The organism is Nocardia sp. CNY236, assembly GCF_000482385.1.
Taxonomy (GTDB): domain Bacteria; phylum Actinomycetota; class Actinomycetes; order Mycobacteriales; family Mycobacteriaceae; genus Nocardia.
Window position 1 is genome coordinate 58,528 of sequence record NZ_KI519393.1, and the last position, 22,567, is coordinate 81,094.

The window sequence follows — 22,567 nt, forward strand, 5'->3', positions numbered from 1 at the left end:
GGCTCGATGCGGCTGTTCCTATCCAGCTACCGCTTCGGAGCACACTACGATCGGCTGGCCACGCTCGCCGGCCCGCCGAGCCGAGTCGCGGTGATCGCCAATGCGTGTGACGCATGGCCCGCCGCGCGGGCAGCGGCGCTCACCAGCGAACTGGTACCGCTGCGCGCTCTGGGGTACACCCCGCAAGAGATCGATCTACGCGAGTTCGTCGCACAGGCCGCGGAGCTGGAGCGACGCTTGGCCGACTTCCCACTGGTGTGGGTGCGGGGTGGGAACACCTTCGTGCTGCGCGCCCAATTCGCACGCAGTGGAGCAGATATCGCCCTTGCACGGCTGCTCGCCGCCGACACACTGGTCTATGCAGGCTACAGCGCGGGTGCGTGTGTGCTCACGCCGGACTTCCACGGCCTGGACACACTCGACGACCCGGCCGAGGTCGGGCCGGCCTGCGGTATCGAACCACTCTGGGAAGGGATGGCCTTGGTCGATCGCGCCATCGTCCCGCACGTGGATTCGACTACCGATCCTGACGGGGGCTGCAGCAGGCTGGCCACGTGGTACCGGTCCCACGGCATCGCACACTGGGCACTCACCGACGACGATGTGATCGTCGTGGACGGAGAGCGAACCGAAGAATTGATTGCTGCGGGTCGGGCGCAGCCCGAGACCGGCCGGACCCTCAGCCGATCCGTGTCTGGGCGGGACGGTGCGCAGCGTGGTCCAAGCGCGCCCAGGCCGTGAGGCACCGACGCCGGGCAACCTCGTCGGCCTCCGCCAGCAATGCCTCGAGCAATTCGCGAGGGTCACCTCGCCAGACTTCGGCCAGGTCTGCGAGGACTTCCTTCCCGACCATGCCGGAGCGGTCCAATGCAGTCAGCCACTCGTCGTGCTCACCGGCGTGTACTCGGCGCAGCGTCTCGGGATCGATTTCCCCGTCGACGAATTCGCTGGCGAACATCGCGGCGACCAACTCTCGGTGGCGGTGTCGTGCGTGCGGCTTCCCTTCCATCCCTTCCATCCCTTCGAGATCCCTTCCATCCCTTCGAGCGGTTCGCGGGGGCACCAGAGACTTCCGATGCCAGTGGGACTCGACGCCTCGAACGTGTCGAGCCCTGTTCGGCATTGTTGTCCGCGCTGGGCGGCTGCGCCACCGGGGCAACCGACATCACAGTGTCGAGCGGGCACCATCACCGACAGCCGAGTGGGCCGAGGGGCGAATTTCGTGCGCGGGAGGCTAGCGTGAGGGTCGTGGACCTGGATGAACTGACCGCCCGCCTCCCCCCCGGTGCGGTGCATACCGATGCCGACTTCATGGCGAGCTATCGGCAGGATTGGGCGCGCGATCCGGACGCGGGAACCGCCTTGGCCGTCGTCCGCGCCACCAGCACGGCCGACGTGGCCGCCACGCTGCGGTGGGCCAGCGCCCGCCACGTGCCCGTGATTCCGCGCGGCGCCGGGTCCGGGCTGTCCGGCGGCGCAACCGCGATCGACGGCGCAATCGTGTTGAGCACCGAACGAATGCGTGCGATCACGGTCGATCCGGTGACGCGCACTGCGGTGGTGCAGCCGGGTCTACTCAACGCGGAAGTGAAGCAGGCAGTCGCCGATCACGGTCTGTGGTATCCGCCCGATCCCTCTTCCTACGAATTCTGCTCGATCGGCGGCAACGCTGCCACCAACGCCGGCGGCCTGTGCTGTGTGAAGTACGGAGTGACGACCGACTACGTCCTCGGCATGGAGGTGGTACTCGCCGACGGCACCGTCGTACGACTCGGCGGTCCACGATTGAAGGATTCGGCAGGACTGTCTTTGACCAAGCTGTTCGTCGGCAGTGAAGGCACCCTCGGCGTGATCACCGAACTGACATTGCGCTTGCTGCCCGCACAACCTCCGCAGAGCACCGTGGTCGCGAGCTTCGGCACGCTCGGCGCGGCGACCGAGGCGATCTTGACCATCACCGGCGAATTGCGACCGTCGATGCTCGAGTTCATGGATTCGGTAGCGATCAACGCCGTGGAGGACGAGCTGCGGATGGGTTTGGATCGTACGGCGGCCGCGCTGCTGGTCGCGCGCTCCGACGCGCCCGGCGAGTTCGCCCGGCGTGAGGCCGAGATCATGGCGGCAGCGTGTGAGAAGGCGGGCGCGAAAGAAGTATTCCACACCGACGACCCTGCCGAAGGTGAAGCCTTCTCCGCCGCACGGCGTTTCGCCATTCCCGCCGTGGAGAGAATCGGCCCGCTCCTACTCGAAGACGTCGGGGTGCCACTGCCGCAACTCGGCGACTTGGTCACCGGTATCGCCACGATCGCGGAACGCAACCAGGTGACCGTATCGGTGATCGCGCATGCCGGCGACGGCAACACTCACCCCTTGATCGTGCACGACCCCTCCGACCCGGAGCACTCTGCCCGAGCCCACCACGCCTTCGGCGAGATCATGGATCTGGCCATCGCCCTCGGCGGCACCATCACCGGTGAGCACGGGGTCGGACGGTTGAAGAAGCCATGGCTACCCGATCAGCTCGGCCCCGATGTCATGGAACTCACTCGCCGTGTCAAAGACGCACTCGATCCCCACGGAATCCTCAATCCCGGCACGATGCTGTGATCACCACAATGGAACATCCTCCCCTGACCCGAGGTTATATCCGGTCATGACGACCAGGCTGGTACACAATGTCGCCGACACCCGGTTCGAGATCTATATCGACGACACCCTCGCCGGGTACGCCGACTACGCCGAACGCGACCACCCCAAAGCGCGCGACTTTCACCACACCATGACTTTCCCCGAATTTCGTGGGCACGGCGTGGCGGCCGCGCTCGTCGAATACGCCCTCGACGAATCTCGCCACGCGGGCTTTTCTGTTATTCCTACCTGTTGGTATGTCGAAAAATATATCGACGGACATTCCGAGTACACCGACTTGCTGCTGTGATTCGATCGCTTCGCTGCTCGACGATCGGCGACGGTTCTCGAACCCGAATTCCCTCCCAGATGAGCTCCTCGGCTCGATCTCGGGGGACATGACCGCGAATTTTCCGCCACGGCCCACAGACGGCGGCTGCGCCACGCCTGCTAGCCGGTGGCTCCATGGCCGATGGCCCGGAGAACGTCGGACAGAAACACCAGGTCGTATCCGATGACCTTACCCGGATCGGCAAGGAGGCCCCTAGCGTTCTGCCAGGACTCGGAAAGCTGGCCGATTGTCAGGTCTGCTGGACTCTTGTAGACGTCGTACAGCGCGTCGGGCGGAATAGACCAGAAGTAATCCTTCTCCAAGTCGACAGCAGGGCTGTTCGTAGCGGCCTCTATATGGCTCAGCACTATGTCGAGCAACCTTCGCAGCTCGGCAATGGGTACGTGGAAGGGATCGTCGGTCATGGCCATCATTCTGAAGGACCGGCAGTAGGGGCATCCGACAAGGCGTAGTCGAGGCAGACTGTGCCACCGCCGTTTATGCGTGTCTGAGCCACGACTGGCCCTGCTCTGGGTTGGCCTGCGCATACCGCGGGCTGGCTACCCGCCTGCCCCGTAGGGCCTGCCCTTCTCGCGTAGAGGCTCCGGGGTCAAGGGTGGCGTAGCCATCAGCGAAGCCGACGCCGCAGGCGCCCTTGACGCTGGAGGGGCGCGGGAACACAAACGCAGGTCAGACGGCCTGCTGCAGGACGCACGCCCGCAGTGTCAAAGCGACGATCGTCTGTCTGAGCCCGGATGACGAGACCACGGTCGGTGGACCGGGCACAGGGCCGGCCGATTCGTGCTCGGCTGCGGAAGGTCAGTCGGATACGGCTCTCGGCGTGCCCAGCCCCGCTCGGTTATGTCAAAGTCGGCCCGATTGGATCGGGAATTCTACAGATGGCGCAGGCGTGCCGCCGATGGTGTCGTCCAGTCATGAGCGCGCACGGCAAGCAATCGATGATGTGTTCGGGCGGCCTCGTTCGTCTGACGGCCTGGCGGCGGCCTGAGCATGAATTTCAGGCCGCCGACCGTGCCGTGATCCGGCGAATTACCCCTTGAGCAGGGCACGGGACATGACGACCCGCTGGATCTGATTGGTGCCCTCGTAGATCTGGGTGATCTTGGCATCACGCATCATGCGTTCCACCGGGAAGTCGGTGGTGTAGCCCGCGCCGCCGAACAGCTGCACGGCATTCGTAGTGACTTCCATGGCGACGTCGGAAGCGAAACATTTCGCGGCGGCGGAGATGAAGCCGAGGTTGCCCTCGCCGCGTTCGGCGCGCGCGGCGGAGGTGTACACCATCAGCCGGGCGGCCTCCACCTTCATCGCCATGTCGGCGAGCATGAATTGGGTGTTCTGGAAGTCGGCGATCGCCTTGCCGAACTGTTTGCGGTCTTTGGTGTAGGCGATGGCTGCATCCAACGCGCCTTGAGCGAGCCCAACCGCTTGGGCGCCGATGGTCGGTCGGGTGTGGTCGAGAGTCTGCAGCGCGGTCTTGAAACCGGTGCCGGGTTCGCCGATGATGCGGTCGCCCGGGATCCGGCAGTTCTCGAAGTAGAGTTCCGCGGTCGGCGAGCCCTTGATGCCGAGCTTGTGTTCCAGCGGGCCGACCACGAAGCCCTCGTCGTCCTTGTGCACGAGGAACGCCGAGATGCCATTGGCGCCCTTCTCCGCATCGGTCACCGCCATCACGGTGTACCAGGAGGATTTGCCACCGTTGGTGATCCAGCACTTGGAGCCGTTGATGATCCAGTCGTCACCCTCGCGCTTGGCCCGAGTCCGCATACTGGCGGCATCCGAACCCGCCTCGCGCTCGGACAGCGCGTACGAGGCCATCTCGCCACCGACGATGTCGGGTAGAACTTTCTGCTTCAGCTCTTCGGATCCGTTCAAGATCAGGCCCATGGTGCCGAGCTTGTTGACCGCCGGGATCAGTGAGGAAGAGCCACATACTCGGGCAACCTCCTCGATCACGATGCAGGTGGCCACCGAATCGGCGCCTTGACCGCCATAGGCTTCGGGCACGTGCACGGCATTGAATCCGGCAGCCTTGAGCGCGGTCAGCGCCTCCTCGGGAAAGCGGGAATCCCCGTCGACGTCTTTGGCGTGCGGGGCGATCTCCTTCTCGCCGAGACCACGGATCGCCGCGCGCAGCTCATCGTGAAAATCCTCCAGCTTGAACAGGTCGAAATCGGGGTTTCCCGTCATCAGGCTCAACTCCTGGTCGTCGGTGGTGATCGCCGGATTCCCACAGCGCACGGTCAGCACACAGCAAATGGATCGGCACTCAGTGCCACTGTACGTGGACCTGACAACTAGCGCACCCTAACTACATGGGAAAACGACATGGCACATGGTGCCAGATATGTGACATTTCGGTATGTATCACAGAGTACCGAGCTTGCGGATCAGTAGATCGGCGACCTGTCTCGGCGCAGCGTCGCGGGGAAAGACGGCAAGGACCATCTCGTCGGCGCGCGCCGCGCGCGCGGCGCCGCGTGGAATCGCCGCCAACTCCGCACGCAGGTCCGATGCCCCCGCGGCAGACTCCCCGCGCACCATACGGCGCAGGAGATAGTTGTGCGTTGCCGTCACTGCCGCAGTGAACTGCACTCTCGACAGGTCCGGCACATCGGGCAGTCGCTCCCGCAAGTAGTCGGTGAACAGCCGCTGGTAGCGGAAGACCGTGACGATCTCCCGCTCACGCAGAGCCGGAGCCCGGCGCACCACCTGATACCGCCGTGCCGCGATCTCGCGCCATTGCGTGAAGCGCTCGAACACTTGCACGGCCGCCGCGCACACCGCCTCCCACGGGTCCTCCCCGGACGCCGACAGGTACTCCTGGGCCTGCTCCAACTGGAACTCGTGATCGGCGAAGATCACGTCCTCCTTCGACCGGAATTGCCGAAAGAAAGTACGCCGCGAGATCCCAGCGGCTTCGGCGATCTCGTCCACCGTCGTTGCCTCGTAGCCTTGCTCGGCGAACAACCGTAACGCCTGATCCACCACTGTGAGCCGAAAGTGGGCAGTATCGCCCTCACCCCGGGACCGCGTGATATCACCAATAGTCACACATTCACCGTAGTCAGGGTCGCATACCCGACCGTCGAACGCGCCGACACGGGCTCAGCCCAGCAGCTTGGCGCGCAGGGCATCGTCCTTGTCCAGCACCATTTGCTCCAGTCCAGCCTGGAACCGCCGCATCCGGTCGCGCAGCCCCGGGTCGGCTGCAGCGAGAATACGTACGGCGAGCAAACCCGCATTGCGGGCGCCACCGATGGACACCGTGGCCACCGGGACCCCGGCAGGCATCTGCACGATGGACAACAACGAATCCATGCCGTCGAGATGTTTCAGCGCAACAGGTACGCCGATCACCGGCAGTGGGGTGGCCGCAGCGACCATGCCCGGCAGGTGGGCCGCGCCCCCGGCGCCGGCTATGATGACCTGCACCCCCCGGCCTGCGGCGTCACGCGCGTAGTCGAGCATGCGCTGCGGCGTGCGGTGCGCAGAGACGACGCCCACCTCGAAGCGAATCCCGAATTCTGCCAACGCCTGCGCTGCGGCCTCCATGGTGGGCCAGTCGGAGTCGCTGCCCATGATCAGGCCGACGACCGGGGTCTCGGCTACTGCGTCACTCATGCGGATCCCATCCGTCGCTCCAGACCGCGTGCGACATCCAGTGCGCCGCACGCTCTGCCTTCTCTCGAACCTCGGCCACGGTGTCGCCGAGAATGTTGACATGTCCGATCTTGCGGTCGGGCCGCTCGGCCTTGCCGTAGAGGTGCACCTTCGCGTCGGGCATCCTGGCGAACAGGTGGTGCAGCCGCTCGTCCATCGACATGGCAGGAGCCTGGGCCGCACCGAGAATGTTGGCCATCACGGTGACCTCCGCCAGTGGAGTGGTGTCCCCGAGTGGGTAGTCGAGCACAGCGCGCAGGTGCTGCTCGAATTGCCCGGTGCGGGCGCCATCCATCCCCCAGTGCCCCGAGTTGTGCGGACGCATGGCCAGTTCGTTCACCAAGAGCTGCCCGCTTTCGGTCTCGAACAACTCCACGGCCATGACGCCGGCGACACCGAGTTGCTCGGCGAGGTTCAGCGCCATGGCCTCCGCCGCGGTTGCCGTTTCCTCGGCCAGATCGGGGGCAGGGGCGATCACCACCGCGCATTGCCCGTTACGTTGCACGGTCTCCACCACCGGCCAGGTTGCCGCCTGCCCGAACGGCGACCGGGCCACCATCGCCGACAGCTCTCTCTTCAGGGCGATCCTGGCTTCGGCGAGCAGCGGAATGCCGCGCGAGAGTTGTTCGGAGACGATCGCCTCGGCCTCCCCGAGAGAATTCGGCAACCATACGCCGCGACCGTCGTAGCCGCCGCGGATCGCCTTCACCACGATCGGCCCCGCGTGCTCCTGGGCGAACCGGGTGACGTCGGCCGTCGACGCCACGGGCGCGAACGCGGGCACCGGCAGTCCCAACTCACTCAGCTTGGTGCGCATCGCCAGCTTGTCCTGGGCGTATATCAACGCGGTCGGGGGCGGTTGTACATTCACCCCCTCGGCGCGCAGCATCTGCAGATGCGCGGTCGGCACCTGTTCGTGGTCGAACGTCACTGCATGTGAACCGACCGCGGCCTTACGCAGGGCGGCCAGATCGGCATGACTGCCGAACACCACCTCGGGGCTTACTTGAGCAGCCGGATCCTCTGGCCGCTCGGCGAGCACGCGCAACCGCTGGCCCAGCATGATCGCCGCCTGGTGTGTCATGCGCGCCAGCTGACCGCCACCGATCATGGTGACGATGGGCATTGCCGATGGATCGAAGGGACGTACACTCACGTCGGACAATATTGTCATGTCCGACGCAAATGATCGGTACCGGTACACTCCGCTGTTGTGTCTTTCGTCGACGGCGTGGTCAGCGTCCTCCCCGAGCCGCTGCAGGGAATCGCATACCGGCATAGGGAATTGATCAAATTCGCGGTCGTCGGCGCGACCACCTTCGTGATCGACACCGGACTGTTCTTCATGCTGAAGTGGACGGTACTCGCGGAGAAACCGGTCACAGCCAAGATCATCGCCGGGGTCATTGCGGTGATCGCGTCCTACATTCTGAATCGGGAATGGTCGTTCAAGCATCGAGGCGGACGCGAACGCCATCACGAAGCGCTCCTGTTCTTCGGCGTCAGCGGCGTGGGCGTCGTGCTGTCGTTCACCCCGCTGATCATCTCCAGCTACGTCTTCGATCTACGCCAGCCCAATGTGAGCTTCACCGTCGAGAACATCGCCGACTTCATCAGCGCGTTCATCATCGGCAACCTCCTCCAGATGAGCTTCCGGTTCTGGGCGATGCGCCGCTGGGTCTTCCCCGACGAAATGAGCGACTTCGACGCGGAATTCGAAGACCTCGTCGAAGAGGAACTCGGCCGAAGTTGAATCACCGCGGCTCGGGCGCCACCGAGTTCGACGAACGGTGTTTCACCGATCCGAGGAACACCGCGAACAGCGCGGGCTTACGCCGCTGCAGTTCGAGCCTTCCGCCGTCCGCTTCGACGAGCGCTCGAGCCAGCGCCAGTCCCACACCGGTCGAACCGCCACCGGAGAATCCCCGATCGAAGATGTGTGGCGCCAGTTCGTCGCACACCCCCTCGCCTTCGTCGGCGACCTCGACACACACCAGAGGATCGCAATTGGCTCCAGGCAATACCGTCCGCACCGACACTGTGCAGTCTCCGGCGCCATGCACGAGCGCATTGTCGACCAGCACGGTCACCGCCTCGCGTAACCGCGAACCGGTCATCGGCGCGCGCAGCGACCCGTCGCCGGTCAACGACAGCGACCGCCCCGCCTCCGTGAACGGGTGCGTCCATTCGGTGACCACACGGCGCAACTCGTCCATGACCTGAACCGGGTCCCGGTCGGCCGCATCCTCGGACCGAGAGGCGCGCACCAGGTCGTCGATCGCATCGGTGAGCCGATCCACCTGCGCCATCGCCTCGTCGGCCTCGTGCACGACCTCCGGGTCGTTGTGGGCGGACAACTCGTCCAGACGCAGCCGCACCGCGGTCAACCGGCTGCGCAACTGATGGGAAACGTCGGCAACGAGGGCGTGTTCGCGTTGAAGTCGTCCGGCGATTTCGACGGTAGCCGAGTCGAGGACGTCGGAGACCCGGTCGAGTTCGGCAATGCCGTGCCGGCGGGGATCGGGCCGAAAGTCGCCCATCGCCAACCGTGCGGCGCGCGCTGCTACGTCGCGAAGCGGGTAGGCCACCCGGCGGGCGGTAACGACGGCGACCGAGATGGCCGCGCCCAGCGAAGCGAGCATCGCCAAGGCCACCACCGCGACCGCCTGCCGTTGCATCGCGTGCACCGGCGCGGACGGCACCTCCAAACGCAACGACCCGGAGGTGCCCATCGACAGCGACTCGACCAGTGGGTCGGGCACCTCGGCCACCCCCACATCGCGTCGGGATGCACTGTCTTCCGCCGACGGGTAGATGATGGTGAGTCTGCCGTCGTCGGGCACCAACGGCGCCACCGACCGAATATCCAGCTCACCGACCACCGCGCCATCCGTGGTCTCCTGGGCGATGAGCTCCGCGGCGATCCGGTCCAACCGACTCTGCAGATCGCTACGCGTGATGTCGTCCACCCACGACCATGCGGTGTAGATGAGTGGCACGCCGAGCACCACCGTGGTGAGCGCCAACACGGTGAGCATCGAGCGAAGAATCCGACGACGCACGTCAGTCGGTGTTCAGACGGAAGCCGACACCACGGACGGTGACCAGGCGCCGTTCGGCCAGTGGGCCTTCGTCACCGATCTTGCGGCGCAGCCACGACATGTGCATGTCCAAGGTCTTGGAGCCGCGCAGCTCGGCGTCCCCCCACACCTCGCGCAGAATGGTCTCCCTGGGCACCACTTGGCCCGCCCGATCGATCAGCACTTTCAGCAGCTCGTATTCCTTGTTGGCCAAGTTGATCTCGACACCATTGACCAACACCCGACGTGCCGCCGGTTCCAAGCGGATTCCGCCGACTTCGACAGTGTCGTCGCAGATCCCGCTGCGCCGCAGCAGTGCTCGAACTCGAGCGAGTAGTTCGGCGAGCCGGAACGGTTTGCCGACGTAGTCGTCGGCGCCAGCGTCCAGACCCACCACGAAGTCCACCTCGTCGGTACGAGCGGTGAGCATCAACACGGCCAGATCAGCACCGCGAGCGCGCACCTGGCGACACACTTCGAGCCCGTCCATGCCGGGCAGGCCCAGGTCCAGGATGAGCAGATCGTGACTACCCGCAAGTGCCCGCCGCAGCACCGACGGGCCGAAGCTCTCGATGGTTACCGAATACCCCTCGCGGCCGAGAGCCCGGGACAACGGGGCAGCGATGGCCTCGTCGTCCTCGGCCAGCAATACAGCGGTCATACCCCCAGGTTACGGCTCAGCGCCAACTCCGGTTGTCGTCCGAGCGCTCGTCGCGCCCGTTGTGATGGCGCTCCACTTCGAACACCTGGTGATACAGCAACGAATGTACGTGCTGAACCGAGGGTATGTCGTCGTACTCCAGCGGCTCGGAGGAGGACGACTCGATGATCAGCGTCCCGGTCCCGAGCAACCGATCGAACAATCCGTGCCGGAACTGCACACTGGAGATCCGACTCATCGGAATGTCGATCCCGCTGTGAGTGATCACCCCTTCGCGCACCAGAACTCTGCGGTCGGTGACGATGAAATGCGTCGACTTCCAACTGACAACCGGTGCGACACAACGCCATACGAGAATTACCAGATAGGTCGCGAGCACCACGAGCAGCACCGCCGACCGGGCAGTGCCTTCGACCGTCCGGGAGACGACCCCTGCGGTGAAACCGGCGAGTGCAGTGGCGGCGAAGAGCGTCGCGATCGGCCAGAAGAGCATCTTCCAATGCGGATGACGGTGGAGCACGAGGTGTTCATCGGGCGCCAGCACATCCTCCGGATAACCCATGCCAGGCACCCTACCGGGTGTCGATGCCCGAACTGCGGACAGCGCAGCGCGTCATACTGCACAATCGTCACCCTGCATGTGACGATTTCGCGCAGTAGCTCTGTCCGGTTCCACCCCCGCCCGCGAGCACCGCACAACCCTCGGCTCGACATCACCACCGAATCCGACCGTGGAGGAATGCCTGACCATGGACCTGACCCAGCTGGAAATCCTGACCGAACTCGAACCGGTGGCCGAGCAGTATCTCAATCGGCACCTGTCGATGGCGAAAGACTGGAACCCACACGAATACGTTCCATGGACCCAAGGCCACAATTTCGCCGCCATGGGCGGCAAGGACTGGGCTCCGGAGCAATCGCAGTTGAGCGAGGTGGCCAAGGTTGCCATGATCACCAACCTGCTCACCGAAGACAACCTGCCCTCCTACCACCGGGAGATCGCGCAGAACTTCTCCGAAGCGGGAGCATGGCGCACCTGGGTGGATCGCTGGACCGCCGAGGAGAACCGCCACGGCATCGTCATGCGTGACTATTTGGTTGTCACCCGCGGTGTGGATCCGGTGGCGCTCGAAGAAGCTCGAATGATCCACATGACCAATGGCGCCCAATCGCCGGACGGCTGGGGCGGGTTCCTGGAGGGGGTCGCCTACGTCACCTTCCAGGAACTGGCGACCCGCGTGTCGCACCGCAATACCGGCAAGGCGTGCAACGACCCGGTTGCCGAACGCATGCTGCAGCGCATCGCCGCGGATGAGAATCTGCACATGGTGTTCTATCGATCCCTTTGTGGGGCGGCGCTCGATCTGACGCCCGACCAGGCGATGCCCGCGATCACCAAGATCGTGACGAATTTCCTGATGCCCGGCGCCGGGATGCCCAACTTCCGGCGCAACAGTGTGGTGATGGCCAAGCACGGCATCTACGATCTGCGCCAGCACCTGGAAGAAGTCATCCAGCCGGTGCTCAAGCAGTGGGATGTCTTCGATCGGTCCGATTTCGGCCCGCGTGGCGAGCAGGCGCGCGACACGCTCGGCCAATTCGTGGCGAAGCTCGACAACGACGTGGTCAGGTTCGAAGAGCAACGCGATCGGGCGCTCGCTCGCGACGCCGCGCGCGGCCTCTCACACCAGCTCTGAGGCGGTGGCGGCGACGTCTGTCGTGGGCGGTCACCTCGCTGCGCGCACGTGGGTGACATCGGCCGCGGACACCGCCTGATCACCGATGATCAGCCGACCGGCGTCGTCGATATCCTCGGCGATGCCGGTCAAGCGCTGACCGCCCGGCAATTCGGCGCGGACCAGCATTCCGATCGTGGCGCACCGCTCGCGGTAGGCAGCGGCCAGATCGTTCGTCGCCCAGCCGGCGTCGCGCCAGGCGGTGAAACGTCGCGCGAACTCGGCCAACAGTGAGCGAACGAGCACCGTGCGATCGGTTTCCTTCGCACCGGCGAGAATGAGCGAGGTGGCATACGGCACCGGCAGTTCCGAATCGGTCAGGCTCACATTGAGTCCGATACCGACCACCACCGCTGGCTCGGCGCCGCCGGTTGCCACCTCGGCAAGAATTCCCGCGACCTTGCGGTCGTCGATCAACACGTCATTGGGCCACTTCAGATCCGCGACCACGCCCGCGGTCGTCCGCAGCGCATCGACCACCGCGATGCCGGTCAGCAGCGACAGCCAGGCCAGTGCCGCGGGGTCGACCCCCGGCAATCGCACCAGCAGCGACATGGCAATCTGCGAGCGCGGCGGACTGACCCAGGTTCGCGCATGCCGGCCGCGACCGTGCAGTTGGGTCTCCGCCAGCAACACGACGTGATCGGCGCCCGGCTCGGCTGCACGCGCGATCAGGTCCGTATTCGTGGACCCGGTGGATTCCACGACGTCGACCCCGGAAAAGAACGCCAGTTCCGGCGACTCGACAACGCTGCGTTGCAATTGCTCTGCATCCAACGGTGGCCTCTGCACACCGGCAGGTTACCCGTCGGGCCGGGTACTACCCAGCCAATTCGTAGGCGCCGAGAATCCCATTCTCCCTCGACTTCGAAGCCGGGCTCCAGATCATCCGGAGACCACGGGCCGGCGATACTTGTTTTCCGCCGCCCAACCGACCAGGGGATTCGCCCATCGGAACAAGGATCTAGCTGCGGTTTTCTACCCGCTGGTAGCTGGACTGGGTTGGAGGGCAGGCGCTGGTACTCGTTACACTCCGGAGCCATGACGAGTGTCCAGCAGCCGCCCGCATCAGGTCCGGCGGGCTCCCCCGATATCCACACCACTGCCGGGAAGCTGGCCGACCTGCGCAATCGACTGGACGAGGCCAAGAGTCCGATGGGCGAGGCTGCGGTCGACAAAGTGCACGCGAAGGGCAAGATGACCGCCCGCGAGCGCATTCTCGCCTTGCTGGACGAGGGATCCTTCGTCGAACTCGACGCACTCGCTCGCCATCGCAGCGTCAACTTCGGCCTGGAGAACAACCGCCCACTCGGCGATGGTGTGGTGACCGGCTATGGCACCGTCGATGGACGTGACGTGTGCATCTTCAGTCAAGATGTCACCGTGTTCGGCGGCAGCCTCGGCGAGGTCTACGGGGAGAAGATCGTCAAAGTGATGGATCTGGCGCTGAAGACCGGTCGTCCACTGATCGGCATCAACGAAGGCGCGGGCGCCCGCATTCAAGAAGGTGTGGTCTCGCTCGGCCTCTACGGTGAGATCTTCCACCGCAATATCCGGGCATCCGGGGTGATCCCACAGATCTCGCTGATCATGGGCCCCGCGGCCGGCGGTCATGTGTATTCGCCCGCGCTGACCGATTTCGTGGTGATGGTCGACCGCACCAGCCAGATGTTCGTCACCGGGCCGGATGTCATCAAGACGGTCACCGGCGAGGACGTCACCATGGAGGATCTCGGCGGGGCGCACACACACATGACCAAGTCCGGCGTCGCACACTATGTTGCTTCCGGCGAGCAGGACGCGTTGGACTACGTGCGAGATCTGCTGTCCTACCTGCCGAGCAACAACCGCGCCGAGGCGCCGCGGTTCTCACCGACCAACCCGATCGCCGAGGCGATCGAGGACGCGCTCACCGAGGCAGACCTGGAACTCGACACGATCATCCCGGACTCGCCGAATCAGCCCTACGACATGCACGAGGTAATCCATCGTCTGCTCGACGACGAGGAATTTCTCGAGGTGCAGGCGGCGCGAGCGATGAACATCATCGTCGGCTTCGGCCGCATCGACGGTCGCAGTGTCGGCATCGTGGCCAATCAACCCACGCAGTTCGCGGGCTGCCTGGATATCGATGCCTCCGAGAAGGCCGCACGATTCGTGCGCACCTGCGATGCATTCAATATCCCGATCATCACCTTGGTCGACGTGCCCGGTTTCCTGCCGGGTACCGGACAGGAGTACAACGGCATCATTCGGCGCGGAGCAAAGCTGCTGTACGCCTACGGCGAAGCGACTGTGGGGAAAATCACAATCGTTACCCGTAAGGCGTATGGCGGCGCCTATGACGTCATGGGTTCCAAACACATGGGCGCCGATGTGAACCTCGCCTGGCCGACCGCTCAAATCGCGGTCATGGGCGCTTCGGGTGCTGTGGGGTTCGTCTATCGCAAACAGTTGCAGCAAGCCGCACAGGACGGCGAAGATGTCGACGCGTTGCGGCTCGAACTGCAGAACGAATACGAGAGCACGCTGGTGAATCCCTATGTGGCCGCCGAGCGCGGGTACGTGGACGCGGTCATCCCGCCGGCTCATACGCGCGGGCAGATCGTGTCGGCACTGCGACTGCTCGAGCGAAAGATGGTGACCCTCCCGTCCAAGAAGCACGGCAACATCCCACTGTGAGGGCCATGTCCGGATCGCCGGCAGACACTCGGTTACCAAGACGATCTGGGCACACTGCACCGAGTCGTGAGCACATCGCACTGAGTACAGTGAAGATTGACCGCGGCATCCGCGAACGATCGGATACGACGACAGAACGATCGGATACGACAACAGCCTGTGATCGCACCGTCGTGATCGAGGCACAGAGAGGATCCGCACTGTGACAACCGTGGCAGAAGACGCGTTGAGCACTGTCGAACTGGATCTCGCGGTCGACGCGGCCGCCGATGCGTCCGGGACAGCTGCCGGCACGGACGCATCCGCGGCCCGACAGCCGACCGAGGCTACTGCGCAGCCGATGTTCCGTGTGGTGAAGGGCTCGCCCACCGACGAAGACCTCGCCGCTCTGGTGTGCGTACTCTCGGCCACGGCGGGCTGCGGCGCCCCGAACGACCCGCCCGCCCCCCGAGACCTGTGGGGCCGGCCGAGCACGCTGCACCGCGGGGTTTCGCCGTTTTCCCCCTACGCCTTCTCGCACGTATCGCAGCCGCACGAGTGACTCGGCTGGTACTCGCCTCCGCGTCGCCGGCGCGCCGGGCGGTCCTTCTTGCGGCCGGCATAGACCCGATCGTTCGGGTGTCGGCTGTCGACGAAGACGCGGTGGCCGCGTCCCTGCCTGCCGACACCCCACCGCAGAACGTTGTGGTGGAACTCGCCCGCGCCAAGGCGGCCACCGTCGCGGCCGATCTGCCCGGCTTCTCCGACGATTGCGTCGTCGTGGCGTGCGATTCGATGCTGCTGCTCGATGGCCGATTGCAGGGCAAACCGCACACCCCCGAGATCGCCCGGGCACGCTGGGGCGATATGGCAGGACGAAGCGCAGACCTCGTGACCGGGCATTGCGTCGTTCGGTTGCGCAACGGACAGGCCACGGCAGAGGCAGTCGATTGCAGCAGCACCACCGTCCATTTCGCCAAGCCGGAGCCGGACGAGCTGGATGCCTATATCGCGACCGGCGAGCCGCTCCACGTAGCCGGCGCCTTCACGCTCGACGGTGTGGGCGGCTGGTTCGTCGACCGCATCGACGGTGACCCCTCGAGCGTCATCGGAATCGGGCTACCATTGCTGCGCCGATTGCTTGGCGATGTCGGGATCAGCATCACGCACCTGTGGAACCACCCGACCTGACGGTGCTATCACCGCCTCGCCGTTGGCGATCAGTGCTGTGCCATCGCCACCTGTGGGCACTCGAGCCGGTTGCCGAACCGCGTCCCGCCGCACGACGGCGAGTTCCAGCCGCGCCACACACAGCTCCGGTTCGATGAATGGATGCATCTGAACGGCGATCCCACCCCGCGCACCCCGACGATCGAGCACCTCTTCGATCAGCCCCCGGTGCACACCACAGACCACCTCGGAGTGCGTCCGGGCGAGTTCCCGCAGCGGGCACGCCGTCAGTCGGATGACTGCTCTGCCCTCGGTCTTGCACGAGGTATCGCGTTCGGGCGCGAAACCGAGTTCCGACATCAATGTCATCGTGACGTCCTTGGCGTCGTCCAACGACGTCACCCGACCATCACCGATACCCAACCGCGCCCCCCACGCCCGGCCTGCCGCTACGGCAGCTTGCGCCCGGAGGTGCGGATCGGCCCCCAACTGATCGGCGAGCACCCGGGCCAAGTCCTGGTAGCCGACCGATCGCTGTACCGCGCTGTAACCGATGCGCGGACGTCCACGGCCCCGCGGCGGCTGTTGGAATTGTCGTACGAGGGACTCACGGGTGAGCACATCCAGATGAAATCGAACCGTGGTGACGTGCTGCCCGGTGATCCTGGCCAGTTCTCGGGCGTCGAGAGGCGCGCTGGTGCCACGTAGGATCGCGAGCAGTCGCCGTCGCGGCCAAGAATCGGACATAGCTCGCCCCTCCTTTCAGGAGACTTTATCGGACGTCTGCACCCCGTGTATTCACCCCTCATCCGATTTGCGATTCGACCTGCGAATCGCCGATACCTCGGTAGCCGACCGACACTCTGCGACCCGAACCGCTGTAGAACTCGAACCCTGTACACCCACACCGCACCGGTGTACAACACCGCCTACCCACGCGTGAAGGACCTAACCCGTGCCTGTTGCCCCGGATCCTCATTTCGCTTTCGATTCCTTCGCGGATCCTCACCGATTAGTGACCACGCAGTGGCTGTCGGCAAACATCGGCACGCACGGACTGAAGATCATCGAAGCGAACGACGACACGCAGCTCTACGACATCGGACATGTCCCAGGCGCCATCAAACTGAATTGCCGACGTGATCTGAACAATCCGATCACGCGGGACTATATCGACGGAACTCGGTTCACCGAACTGATGCGCGCCAAGGGAATCGAACGTGATGACACCGTTGTGATCTACGGCGACCGTAGTAACACGCAGGCATCGCACACAGCGTGGATTTTCACCCTGTTCGGGCATGCCGATGTGCGGTTGCTCGACGGCGGCCGAGCAGCATGGCTCTCCGAGGAACGCGACACGACGTTCGAGCCCGCCCACCTCGGACGCAGCGACTACCCGGCCGTGCACCGCGACGACGCCGCCCGAGCCTTCCGCGACGACGTGCTGGCGCATCTCGGCAAGCCGCTGATCGACGTGCGCACACCCGCGGAGTACCGCGGCGCGCGCACCGAGCCGGACGATCACCACGACGCGGCCGCAATGCGCGGTGGTCATGTTCCCGGTGCGGCGAACATCCCATGGACCGAGGCACTGACCTCGGGCGGTCGATTCCGCTCACGCGGGGAACTCGACGAGGTCTACCGGGCGGTGGGCGAACGCGACGAGGTGATGGTCTACAGCCATATCGGCGTGCGTTCCAGTCACACCTGGTTCGTGCTGACCCATCTGCTGGGCCGCGACAACGTGCGCAACTACGATGGCTCGTGGACCGAGTGGGGCAACACCGTGCGGATGCCGATAGTCATGGGCGACGAACCCGGCGTGGTCGCTGCAGATGTCGTTCGCGGAGGGTAGGCCGTGTGTGACCCGATAACGGACCGCGTACATTGTGATCTACGACCTACTGCCGAGTAGGGCCGGCCGGGTTCGGCCCTTGTTGGCGTACTGCCTACACTCGCCCGAGACGTCAGTTCGTCGAGTACGGGAGCGGAGCTACGCAGCAACCATCCCCGCGAAGCAACCAGAAGAATGCACCACAGGAGGCTCAGTGCCCAGCCATGCCAGCGCGCGGATCACGAAGGTACTCGTAGCCAACCGAGGCGAGATCGCCGTGCGTGTGATCCGGGCAGCCAAGGACGCCGGCATCGGTAGCGTCGCAGTGTATGCCGACCCAGATGCCGAGGCGCCATTCGTGAAACTCGCCGACGAGGCATTCGCCTTGGGCGGGCAGACCTCAGCGGAATCGTATCTGGTGTTCGACAAAATCCTCGACGCCGCCGCACAGTCCGGCGCAAACGCCATCCACCCGGGATACGGCTTTCTGTCCGAAAACGCCGACTTCGCCCAAGCGGTCCTCGACGCCGGACTGATCTGGATCGGCCCCTCTCCGCAGTCGATCCGCGATCTGGGAGACAAGGTCACCGCCCGACATATCGCCGAACGCGCGAACGCGCCGATGGCCGCGGGCACCAAGGAGCCGGTCGCCAGCGCCGAGGAGGTCGTGGAGTTCGCGAAGACCTACGGTGTTCCGGTCGCCATCAAGGCCGCGTTCGGCGGCGGCGGGCGCGGAATGAAAGTCGCACACTCCATCGAAGAGATCCCGGAGCTGTTCGAGTCCGCCACCCGCGAAGCCACCGCCGCGTTCGGCCGGGGGGAATGCTTCGTCGAGCAATATCTGGACAAAGCGCGACACGTCGAGGCACAGGTCATCGCGGACGAATACGGCAATGTGGTCGTTGCCGGCACCCGCGACTGTTCGCTGCAACGGCGCTTCCAGAAACTCGTGGAGGAAGCTCCGGCGCCGTTCTTGTCCGACGAGGTGCGCGCGAAGATTCACACCTCGGCCAAGGCAATCTGCCGAGAAGCCGGGTACCACGGCGCCGGCACCGTGGAGTATCTGGTGCAGGGCGATACCGTGTCCTTCCTCGAGGTCAACACTCGACTGCAGGTCGAGCATCCGGTGACCGAAGAGACCGCGGGCATCGACTTGGTGCGTCAGCAGTTCCGCATTGCCAATGGCGAGCGGCTGGACATCACCGAAGATCCACAGCCCCGCGGACATTCCATCGAGTTCCGGATCAACGGCGAAGACGCCGGACGCGGCTTCCTGCCCGCCCCGGGTCCGGTCACGGTCTACCGGGAACCGTCCGGCCCCGGCGTTCGAGTCGACTCCGGTGTCGTAGCCGGCAGCGTCATCGGCGGACAGTTCGACTCGATGTTGGCCAAATTGATCGTGACCGGCGAGAACCGGACCCAAGCGCTGGAACGAGCGCGGCGCGCGCTGGCCGAGTTCGAGGTCGATGGGTTGGCCACGGTCATTCCATTCCATCGCGCGATCGTGGAGGACCCGGCATTCGTAGGTGACGGACAGAAGTTCGATGTCTACACCAAGTGGATCGAGAACGAATGGGTCAACACGATTGCACCGTTCACCAGTGACGGCGCTGCGGCCGAGACGGACGAGGTTCTGCCCCGCCAGCGGGTAGTCGTGGAGGTCGGCGGGCGGCGTGTGGAGGTCTCGCTACCCGGCAACTTCAGCGTCGGCAGTGCGGCGCACGCCGGCGCGAGCAACGGAGCCGGCGTGATCCGCAAGAAGCCGAAGCCGCGTACCCGCGGTGGCGCGGGCGGCGGCTCCACCTCGGGCGACGCAGTCACCGCTCCGATGCAGGGCACCGTCGTCAAGGTCGCGGTCGAGGAAGGCCAGTCGGTGGAGGCGGGTGACCTGATCGTCGTGCTCGAGGCCATGAAGATGGAGAATCCGGTCAATGCACACAAGGCCGGTGTGGTCGCTGGCCTGGCCGTCGCGGCGGGTGCGGCGATCACCCAGGGAACAGTACTCGCCGAGATCAAGTAGGTTCCGCCACGAGCGATCGGGTCCCATCGGGGTGTGCCGTATCGTGATTCGGTGACCAGTTCGCCGCGTCCGTCCCCTGTCATCGAGCTCATCCGCGCCCGGCGCAGCACCGCCAGCCGGGCCGACGGTCATCGGCTGGTGCTGGTCGTGGAGGGCGGCGGCAGCCGGGGCGTGTACTCCAGCGGCATGGTGTCCGCGCTGGAGGAGCTCGGCCTTGCTTCGATATTCGACGCGGTGTACGGCACGTCGGCAGGTGCCATCAACGGCGCCTGGCTACTGTCCGGCCGCGCGATCTCCGGCATGCGCTCGTGGACAGATCCCGCGATCATGCGCCGCGCGGTGGATCCGACCCGCTTCCTACGCGGGCAACCGCCGTTCGATCTGCGCTACCTCGTGCACCAGGTGTACGACGGGATCGAGCCGATGGATTTCGACGCCATCCTGGCCAACTCGACCACACTGCATCCCATCGCCACCGATACCCATACCGGTCACGCCGTAGACCTGCATCCGCACATCACCGACAAGCACACACTCATGCGGGCACTACGCGCGTCCGCGGGCCTGCCCATCCTGGCCGGTCCGCCGGTCCGGATCGGTGACCGCGCCTACTTCGACGGCGGTCTCGCCGAGTCGGTACCGATCCGCAGCGCTGTGGGCTCCGCGGCCACACACGCCCTGGTGCTGCGGACACGGCGCGTCGACGAGCGGCGCCCGCCTGCGTCACTACTGCACCAGATCGTCGGCGGTGGGTACCTGCGCGCAACAGCGCCCGGGGCCTACCGGGCATGGATCGAACGCCGCAGTCAGCAGGACATCGAGGACCGGGTGCTGGCCGACCTGGGCGAATCCGTGCTGCAGATCCGTCCCCCACTCGGATCACCCGACGTCGACGCAGCCTCACGCGACACTGCGCTACTGGGCGAGGCCTTGGGCATCGGCCGCCGGGCCGTTCTGACCGCACTCGCCGACACTGTGGCGAGCATGTGAGCATCGAGCGCACGAAAGGGAACCGAGTTCGATGGAACCGATCGAGATCAACGCAGGTACGTGGTACCTACGCGCCCTGCGCGCAGACGACCGGATCGATGACCGCCCCGCCCTGGCCGCCGCCGGGACCACCGACCCGGACTATGTGGCCCGGCGCAGCGCTGGCTGGGAGCAGGAAACCCATTTCTCGTGGGCGGTGTGCGAGCCGACCACAGCCGAGATGGTGGCCGAAGTCGGGGTGACGCCGACCGGCGACGGCGCCGCGAAGGTCACCGGGTGGGCGCGCTCCGGGTATGAGTCCGCGCTGGACGCCGGTGTGTCGGCAGTCCGGCGCTACGTCGAGGACGGCTTGGGTTTGCGCCCGATCGGTGTGACCTGAGCAAGGTTGGTCAGTACCCGGTCGAGTGCATCCACGGCTTCGTCCAGTTCGGCGCGGGTGACCGTCAATGGGGGGCGGAATCGAATGCCGCGCTCACCGGTCCCGAGGATCAGCACGTGTTCTTGTTCGTACAGCGCGGTGAGCACCGCGTCGCACAGCCGAGCCGACGACAGTGTCACCGCGCACATCAGCCCCCGTCCGCGGGGCTCACTGACATCGGGATGCCGAGCGGTGAGTGCGACAAGACGGTCGAGAAGGTGTCCACCCAGGGGGCGGGACCGAGCGATCAGATCGTCGCGCTCGATCACCTCCAGGATGCGCCGGGTGCGCACCATGTCGGTGAGGTTGCCACCCCAGGTGGAATTCAGCCGGGAGCCGACCACGAACACATTGTCCGGTACCTCGTCCACGCGTCCACCCGCCATGACGCCGCATACTTGGGTCCGCTTGCCGAACGCAACGACATCGGGCTCGAGCCCGAGCTGCTGGTATGCCCAGGTGGTTCCGGTCATGCCGACTCCGGTCTGCACCTCGTCCAGGATGAACAGTGCATCGTTGTCTCGGCACAACCGCTGCACGGCCTGCAGGAATTGTGGACGCAGATGACGGTCGCCGCCTTCACCCTGGATCGGCTCGGCGATGAAACATGCTATGTCGTGCGGACTTTCCGCGAATGCTCGCCGCGCCTGGGCCAGGGCGCACTCCTCCGCCTCGCGTACATCGAACGCGTCGGTGGTGTACGGGGCCTTGATCCGAGGCCAGTCGAAGGTGGGGAAGCTCGCTGTTTTCACCGGATCGGTGTTGGTCAGCGACATGGTGTAGCCGCTACGGCCGTGGAACGCGCCGGTCAGGTGCAGCACCTTGGTACCGAGTTCCGGTGCGCGGCCATGGGATTCGTTGTGCTGGCGCTTCCAGTCGAACGCAATCTTGAGCGCGTTCTCCACCGCGAGTGCGCCGCCGTCGATGAAGAACAGGTGCGGTAGCCGTCGATCGCCGAGCACGCGGACGAACGTCTCGACGAAGCGGGCCATCTCGACGGTATAGATGTCGGAATTGCTCGGCTTGTTCAGCGCGACGGCGGCCAGCTCGGCGCGGAACTGCTGATCCTCGGCGAGGGCCGGATGGTTCATGCCCAGAGCGCTGGATGCGAAGAAGCCGAACATGTCGAGATAGTGGCTGCCGTCACGTTCGTCGACGAGACGGCAGCCACGCGACTGTCGAAGGTCGAGCACCAGATCGAAGCCGTCGGCGAGGATGCTGGCCGACAAGATCTCGTGGACCCGGGCAGCGGGGGTGACCGCCGGGCGGGTGCCTTCCAGTTCGATGGTCACACCCCGAGAGTACGAAAAATATCGCAAATACACTAGCCCGAGTCGGATTTATTCCACGG

General features: G+C 65.2%; 24 protein-coding genes. 12 read left to right on the forward strand and 12 right to left on the reverse strand.

The window, feature by feature from the left end:
- The first annotated feature begins 6 nt into the window (after window positions 1-6).
- Window positions 7-741 carry a Type 1 glutamine amidotransferase-like domain-containing protein gene (locus K940_RS29910; protein WP_081706557.1) on the forward strand — a complete coding sequence of 245 codons (735 nt, stop codon included), beginning with the start codon at window positions 7-9 and terminating at the stop codon, window positions 739-741.
- Here the strand turns inward: K940_RS29910 and K940_RS0121820 are convergent.
- On the reverse strand, window positions 680-1,009 hold the full coding sequence (locus K940_RS0121820) for a hypothetical protein (RefSeq protein WP_051407446.1): 330 nt from the start codon (window positions 1,007-1,009) through the stop codon (window positions 680-682). The two genes, K940_RS29910 and K940_RS0121820, sit on opposite strands and share 62 nt — an antisense overlap.
- A gap of 302 nt (window positions 1,010-1,311) precedes the next feature.
- Here K940_RS0121820 and K940_RS0121825 point away from each other — a divergent pair, with 302 nt between their 5' ends.
- Window positions 1,312-2,607 (forward strand): FAD-linked oxidase C-terminal domain-containing protein, encoded by a 1,296-nt coding sequence (locus tag K940_RS0121825; RefSeq protein ID WP_081706571.1) that lies wholly within the window; start codon window positions 1,312-1,314, stop codon window positions 2,605-2,607.
- A gap of 46 nt (window positions 2,608-2,653) precedes the next feature.
- The gene (locus K940_RS0121830) at window positions 2,654-2,938 is read left to right on the forward strand and encodes a GNAT family N-acetyltransferase (RefSeq protein WP_028479195.1); all 285 of its coding nucleotides are present in this window, start codon (window positions 2,654-2,656) and stop codon (window positions 2,936-2,938) included.
- Between the two features lie 140 nt (window positions 2,939-3,078).
- Here the strand turns inward: K940_RS0121830 and K940_RS0121835 are convergent, their stop codons facing one another.
- From K940_RS0121835 to K940_RS0121855, 5 genes are all read right to left on the reverse strand, one after another.
- On the reverse strand, window positions 3,079-3,384 hold the full coding sequence (locus K940_RS0121835) for a hypothetical protein (RefSeq protein WP_051407469.1): 306 nt from the start codon (window positions 3,382-3,384) through the stop codon (window positions 3,079-3,081).
- 625 nt (window positions 3,385-4,009) lie between these two features.
- On the reverse strand, window positions 4,010-5,170 hold the full coding sequence (locus K940_RS0121840) for an acyl-CoA dehydrogenase (protein WP_028479197.1): 1,161 nt from the start codon (window positions 5,168-5,170) through the stop codon (window positions 4,010-4,012).
- Window positions 5,171-5,347: 177 nt separating this feature from the next.
- Window positions 5,348-6,034, reverse strand: a complete 687-nt coding sequence (locus K940_RS0121845; protein ID WP_231390475.1) for a TetR family transcriptional regulator — start codon at window positions 6,032-6,034, stop codon at window positions 5,348-5,350.
- Between the two features lie 54 nt (window positions 6,035-6,088).
- Window positions 6,089-6,604, reverse strand: a complete 516-nt coding sequence (gene purE / locus K940_RS0121850; RefSeq protein WP_028479199.1) for a 5-(carboxyamino)imidazole ribonucleotide mutase — start codon at window positions 6,602-6,604, stop codon at window positions 6,089-6,091.
- Complete coding sequence (locus tag K940_RS0121855) at window positions 6,597-7,817, reverse strand: 5-(carboxyamino)imidazole ribonucleotide synthase (RefSeq protein ID WP_028479200.1); 1,221 nt, start codon at window positions 7,815-7,817, stop codon at window positions 6,597-6,599. Before K940_RS0121855 ends, purE begins: the two co-directional genes overlap by 8 nt.
- Window positions 7,818-7,856: 39 nt before the next feature.
- Between K940_RS0121855 and K940_RS0121860 the strand changes: the two genes are divergently transcribed.
- The gene (locus tag K940_RS0121860) at window positions 7,857-8,396 is read left to right on the forward strand and encodes a GtrA family protein (protein ID WP_028479201.1); all 540 of its coding nucleotides are present in this window, start codon (window positions 7,857-7,859) and stop codon (window positions 8,394-8,396) included.
- Window position 8,397: 1 nt separating this feature from the next.
- Here K940_RS0121860 and K940_RS0121865 read toward each other — a convergent pair whose 3' ends face one another.
- From K940_RS0121865 to K940_RS0121875, 3 genes are read right to left on the reverse strand one after another with little or no spacing between them, the layout of a single operon-like run.
- On the reverse strand, window positions 8,398-9,705 hold the full coding sequence (locus K940_RS0121865; protein ID WP_028479202.1) for a HAMP domain-containing sensor histidine kinase: 1,308 nt from the start codon (window positions 9,703-9,705) through the stop codon (window positions 8,398-8,400).
- Window position 9,706: 1 nt separating this feature from the next.
- Window positions 9,707-10,384, reverse strand: a complete 678-nt coding sequence (locus tag K940_RS0121870; protein ID WP_028479203.1) for a response regulator transcription factor — start codon at window positions 10,382-10,384, stop codon at window positions 9,707-9,709.
- A gap of 16 nt (window positions 10,385-10,400) precedes the next feature.
- Window positions 10,401-10,946 carry a PH domain-containing protein gene (locus tag K940_RS0121875; protein ID WP_028479204.1) on the reverse strand — a complete coding sequence of 182 codons (546 nt, stop codon included), beginning with the start codon at window positions 10,944-10,946 and terminating at the stop codon, window positions 10,401-10,403.
- A 181-nt stretch (window positions 10,947-11,127) separates the two neighbouring features.
- Between K940_RS0121875 and K940_RS0121880 the strand changes: the two genes are divergently transcribed.
- Complete coding sequence (locus K940_RS0121880) at window positions 11,128-12,081, forward strand: acyl-ACP desaturase (protein WP_028479205.1); 954 nt, start codon at window positions 11,128-11,130, stop codon at window positions 12,079-12,081.
- A gap of 30 nt (window positions 12,082-12,111) precedes the next feature.
- Here K940_RS0121880 and K940_RS0121885 read toward each other — a convergent pair whose 3' ends face one another.
- Entirely contained in the window at window positions 12,112-12,912 is an 801-nt protein-coding gene (locus K940_RS0121885; protein WP_028479206.1) for a biotin--[acetyl-CoA-carboxylase] ligase, read from the reverse strand.
- A 249-nt stretch (window positions 12,913-13,161) separates the two neighbouring features.
- On the opposite strand from K940_RS0121885, the gene K940_RS0121890 reads away from it, so the two are divergent.
- The 3 genes from K940_RS0121890 to K940_RS0121900 all read left to right on the forward strand — a co-directional run bounded on the left by K940_RS0121890 (window position 13,162) and on the right by K940_RS0121900 (window position 15,972).
- Window positions 13,162-14,802: an acyl-CoA carboxylase subunit beta gene (locus K940_RS0121890; RefSeq protein ID WP_028479207.1), complete on the forward strand. Its 1,641-nt coding sequence runs from the start codon at window positions 13,162-13,164 to the stop codon at window positions 14,800-14,802.
- A gap of 202 nt (window positions 14,803-15,004) precedes the next feature.
- Entirely contained in the window at window positions 15,005-15,343 is a 339-nt protein-coding gene (locus K940_RS0121895) for an acyl-CoA carboxylase subunit epsilon (protein ID WP_028479208.1), read from the forward strand.
- Window positions 15,340-15,972: a nucleoside triphosphate pyrophosphatase gene (locus K940_RS0121900; RefSeq protein ID WP_028479209.1), complete on the forward strand. Its 633-nt coding sequence runs from the start codon at window positions 15,340-15,342 to the stop codon at window positions 15,970-15,972. Before K940_RS0121895 ends, K940_RS0121900 begins: the two co-directional genes overlap by 4 nt.
- On the opposite strand, the gene K940_RS31965 is transcribed toward K940_RS0121900, so the two are convergent.
- Window positions 15,901-16,698, reverse strand: coding sequence for a metalloregulator ArsR/SmtB family transcription factor (locus K940_RS31965; protein WP_081706559.1), 798 nt, complete (start codon window positions 16,696-16,698; stop codon window positions 15,901-15,903). The two genes, K940_RS0121900 and K940_RS31965, sit on opposite strands and share 72 nt — an antisense overlap.
- A 208-nt stretch (window positions 16,699-16,906) precedes the next feature.
- Here K940_RS31965 and K940_RS0121910 point away from each other — a divergent pair, with 208 nt between their 5' ends.
- The 4 genes from K940_RS0121910 (at window position 16,907) to K940_RS0121925 (ending at window position 21,177) form a co-directional block, all read left to right on the forward strand.
- Complete coding sequence (locus K940_RS0121910; RefSeq protein ID WP_028479211.1) at window positions 16,907-17,809, forward strand: sulfurtransferase; 903 nt, start codon at window positions 16,907-16,909, stop codon at window positions 17,807-17,809.
- 193 nt (window positions 17,810-18,002) lie between these two features.
- Window positions 18,003-19,808, forward strand: a complete 1,806-nt coding sequence (locus K940_RS0121915; RefSeq protein WP_028479212.1) for a biotin carboxylase N-terminal domain-containing protein — start codon at window positions 18,003-18,005, stop codon at window positions 19,806-19,808.
- A 51-nt stretch (window positions 19,809-19,859) separates the two neighbouring features.
- Window positions 19,860-20,798 carry a patatin family protein gene (locus K940_RS0121920; protein ID WP_028479213.1) on the forward strand — a complete coding sequence of 313 codons (939 nt, stop codon included), beginning with the start codon at window positions 19,860-19,862 and terminating at the stop codon, window positions 20,796-20,798.
- Between the two features lie 31 nt (window positions 20,799-20,829).
- Window positions 20,830-21,177, forward strand: a complete 348-nt coding sequence (locus K940_RS0121925) for a hypothetical protein (protein WP_028479214.1) — start codon at window positions 20,830-20,832, stop codon at window positions 21,175-21,177.
- Here the strand turns inward: K940_RS0121925 and lat are convergent.
- Window positions 21,132-22,508, reverse strand: coding sequence for an L-lysine 6-transaminase (lat, locus tag K940_RS0121930; RefSeq protein WP_051407447.1), 1,377 nt, complete (start codon window positions 22,506-22,508; stop codon window positions 21,132-21,134). The two genes, K940_RS0121925 and lat, sit on opposite strands and share 46 nt — an antisense overlap.
- Window positions 22,509-22,567: the final 59 nt, after the last annotated feature.

Bases quoted from the DNA above. Each gene is read 5' to 3' on its own strand.
- K940_RS29910 (WP_081706557.1), top strand. From the start codon at position 7: ATGCGGCTGTTCCTATCCAGCTACCGCTTCGGAGCACACTACGATCGG.
- K940_RS0121820 (WP_051407446.1), bottom strand. From the start codon at position 1,009: ATGGAAGGGAAGCCGCACGCACGACACCGCCACCGAGAGTTGGTCGCC.
- K940_RS0121825 (WP_081706571.1), top strand. From the start codon at position 1,312: ATGGCGAGCTATCGGCAGGATTGGGCGCGCGATCCGGACGCGGGAACC.
- K940_RS0121830 (WP_028479195.1), top strand. From the start codon at position 2,654: ATGACGACCAGGCTGGTACACAATGTCGCCGACACCCGGTTCGAGATC.
- K940_RS0121835 (WP_051407469.1), bottom strand. From the start codon at position 3,384: ATGACCGACGATCCCTTCCACGTACCCATTGCCGAGCTGCGAAGGTTG.
- K940_RS0121840 (WP_028479197.1), bottom strand. From the start codon at position 5,170: ATGACGGGAAACCCCGATTTCGACCTGTTCAAGCTGGAGGATTTTCAC.
- purE (WP_028479199.1), bottom strand. From the start codon at position 6,604: ATGAGTGACGCAGTAGCCGAGACCCCGGTCGTCGGCCTGATCATGGGC.
- K940_RS0121855 (WP_028479200.1), bottom strand. From the start codon at position 7,817: ATGACAATATTGTCCGACGTGAGTGTACGTCCCTTCGATCCATCGGCA.
- K940_RS0121870 (WP_028479203.1), bottom strand. From the start codon at position 10,384: ATGACCGCTGTATTGCTGGCCGAGGACGACGAGGCCATCGCTGCCCCG.
- K940_RS0121875 (WP_028479204.1), bottom strand. From the start codon at position 10,946: ATGGGTTATCCGGAGGATGTGCTGGCGCCCGATGAACACCTCGTGCTC.
- K940_RS0121890 (WP_028479207.1), top strand. From the start codon at position 13,162: ATGACGAGTGTCCAGCAGCCGCCCGCATCAGGTCCGGCGGGCTCCCCC.
- K940_RS31965 (WP_081706559.1), bottom strand. From the start codon at position 16,698: ATGTCCGATTCTTGGCCGCGACGGCGACTGCTCGCGATCCTACGTGGC.
- K940_RS0121925 (WP_028479214.1), top strand. From the start codon at position 20,830: ATGGAACCGATCGAGATCAACGCAGGTACGTGGTACCTACGCGCCCTG.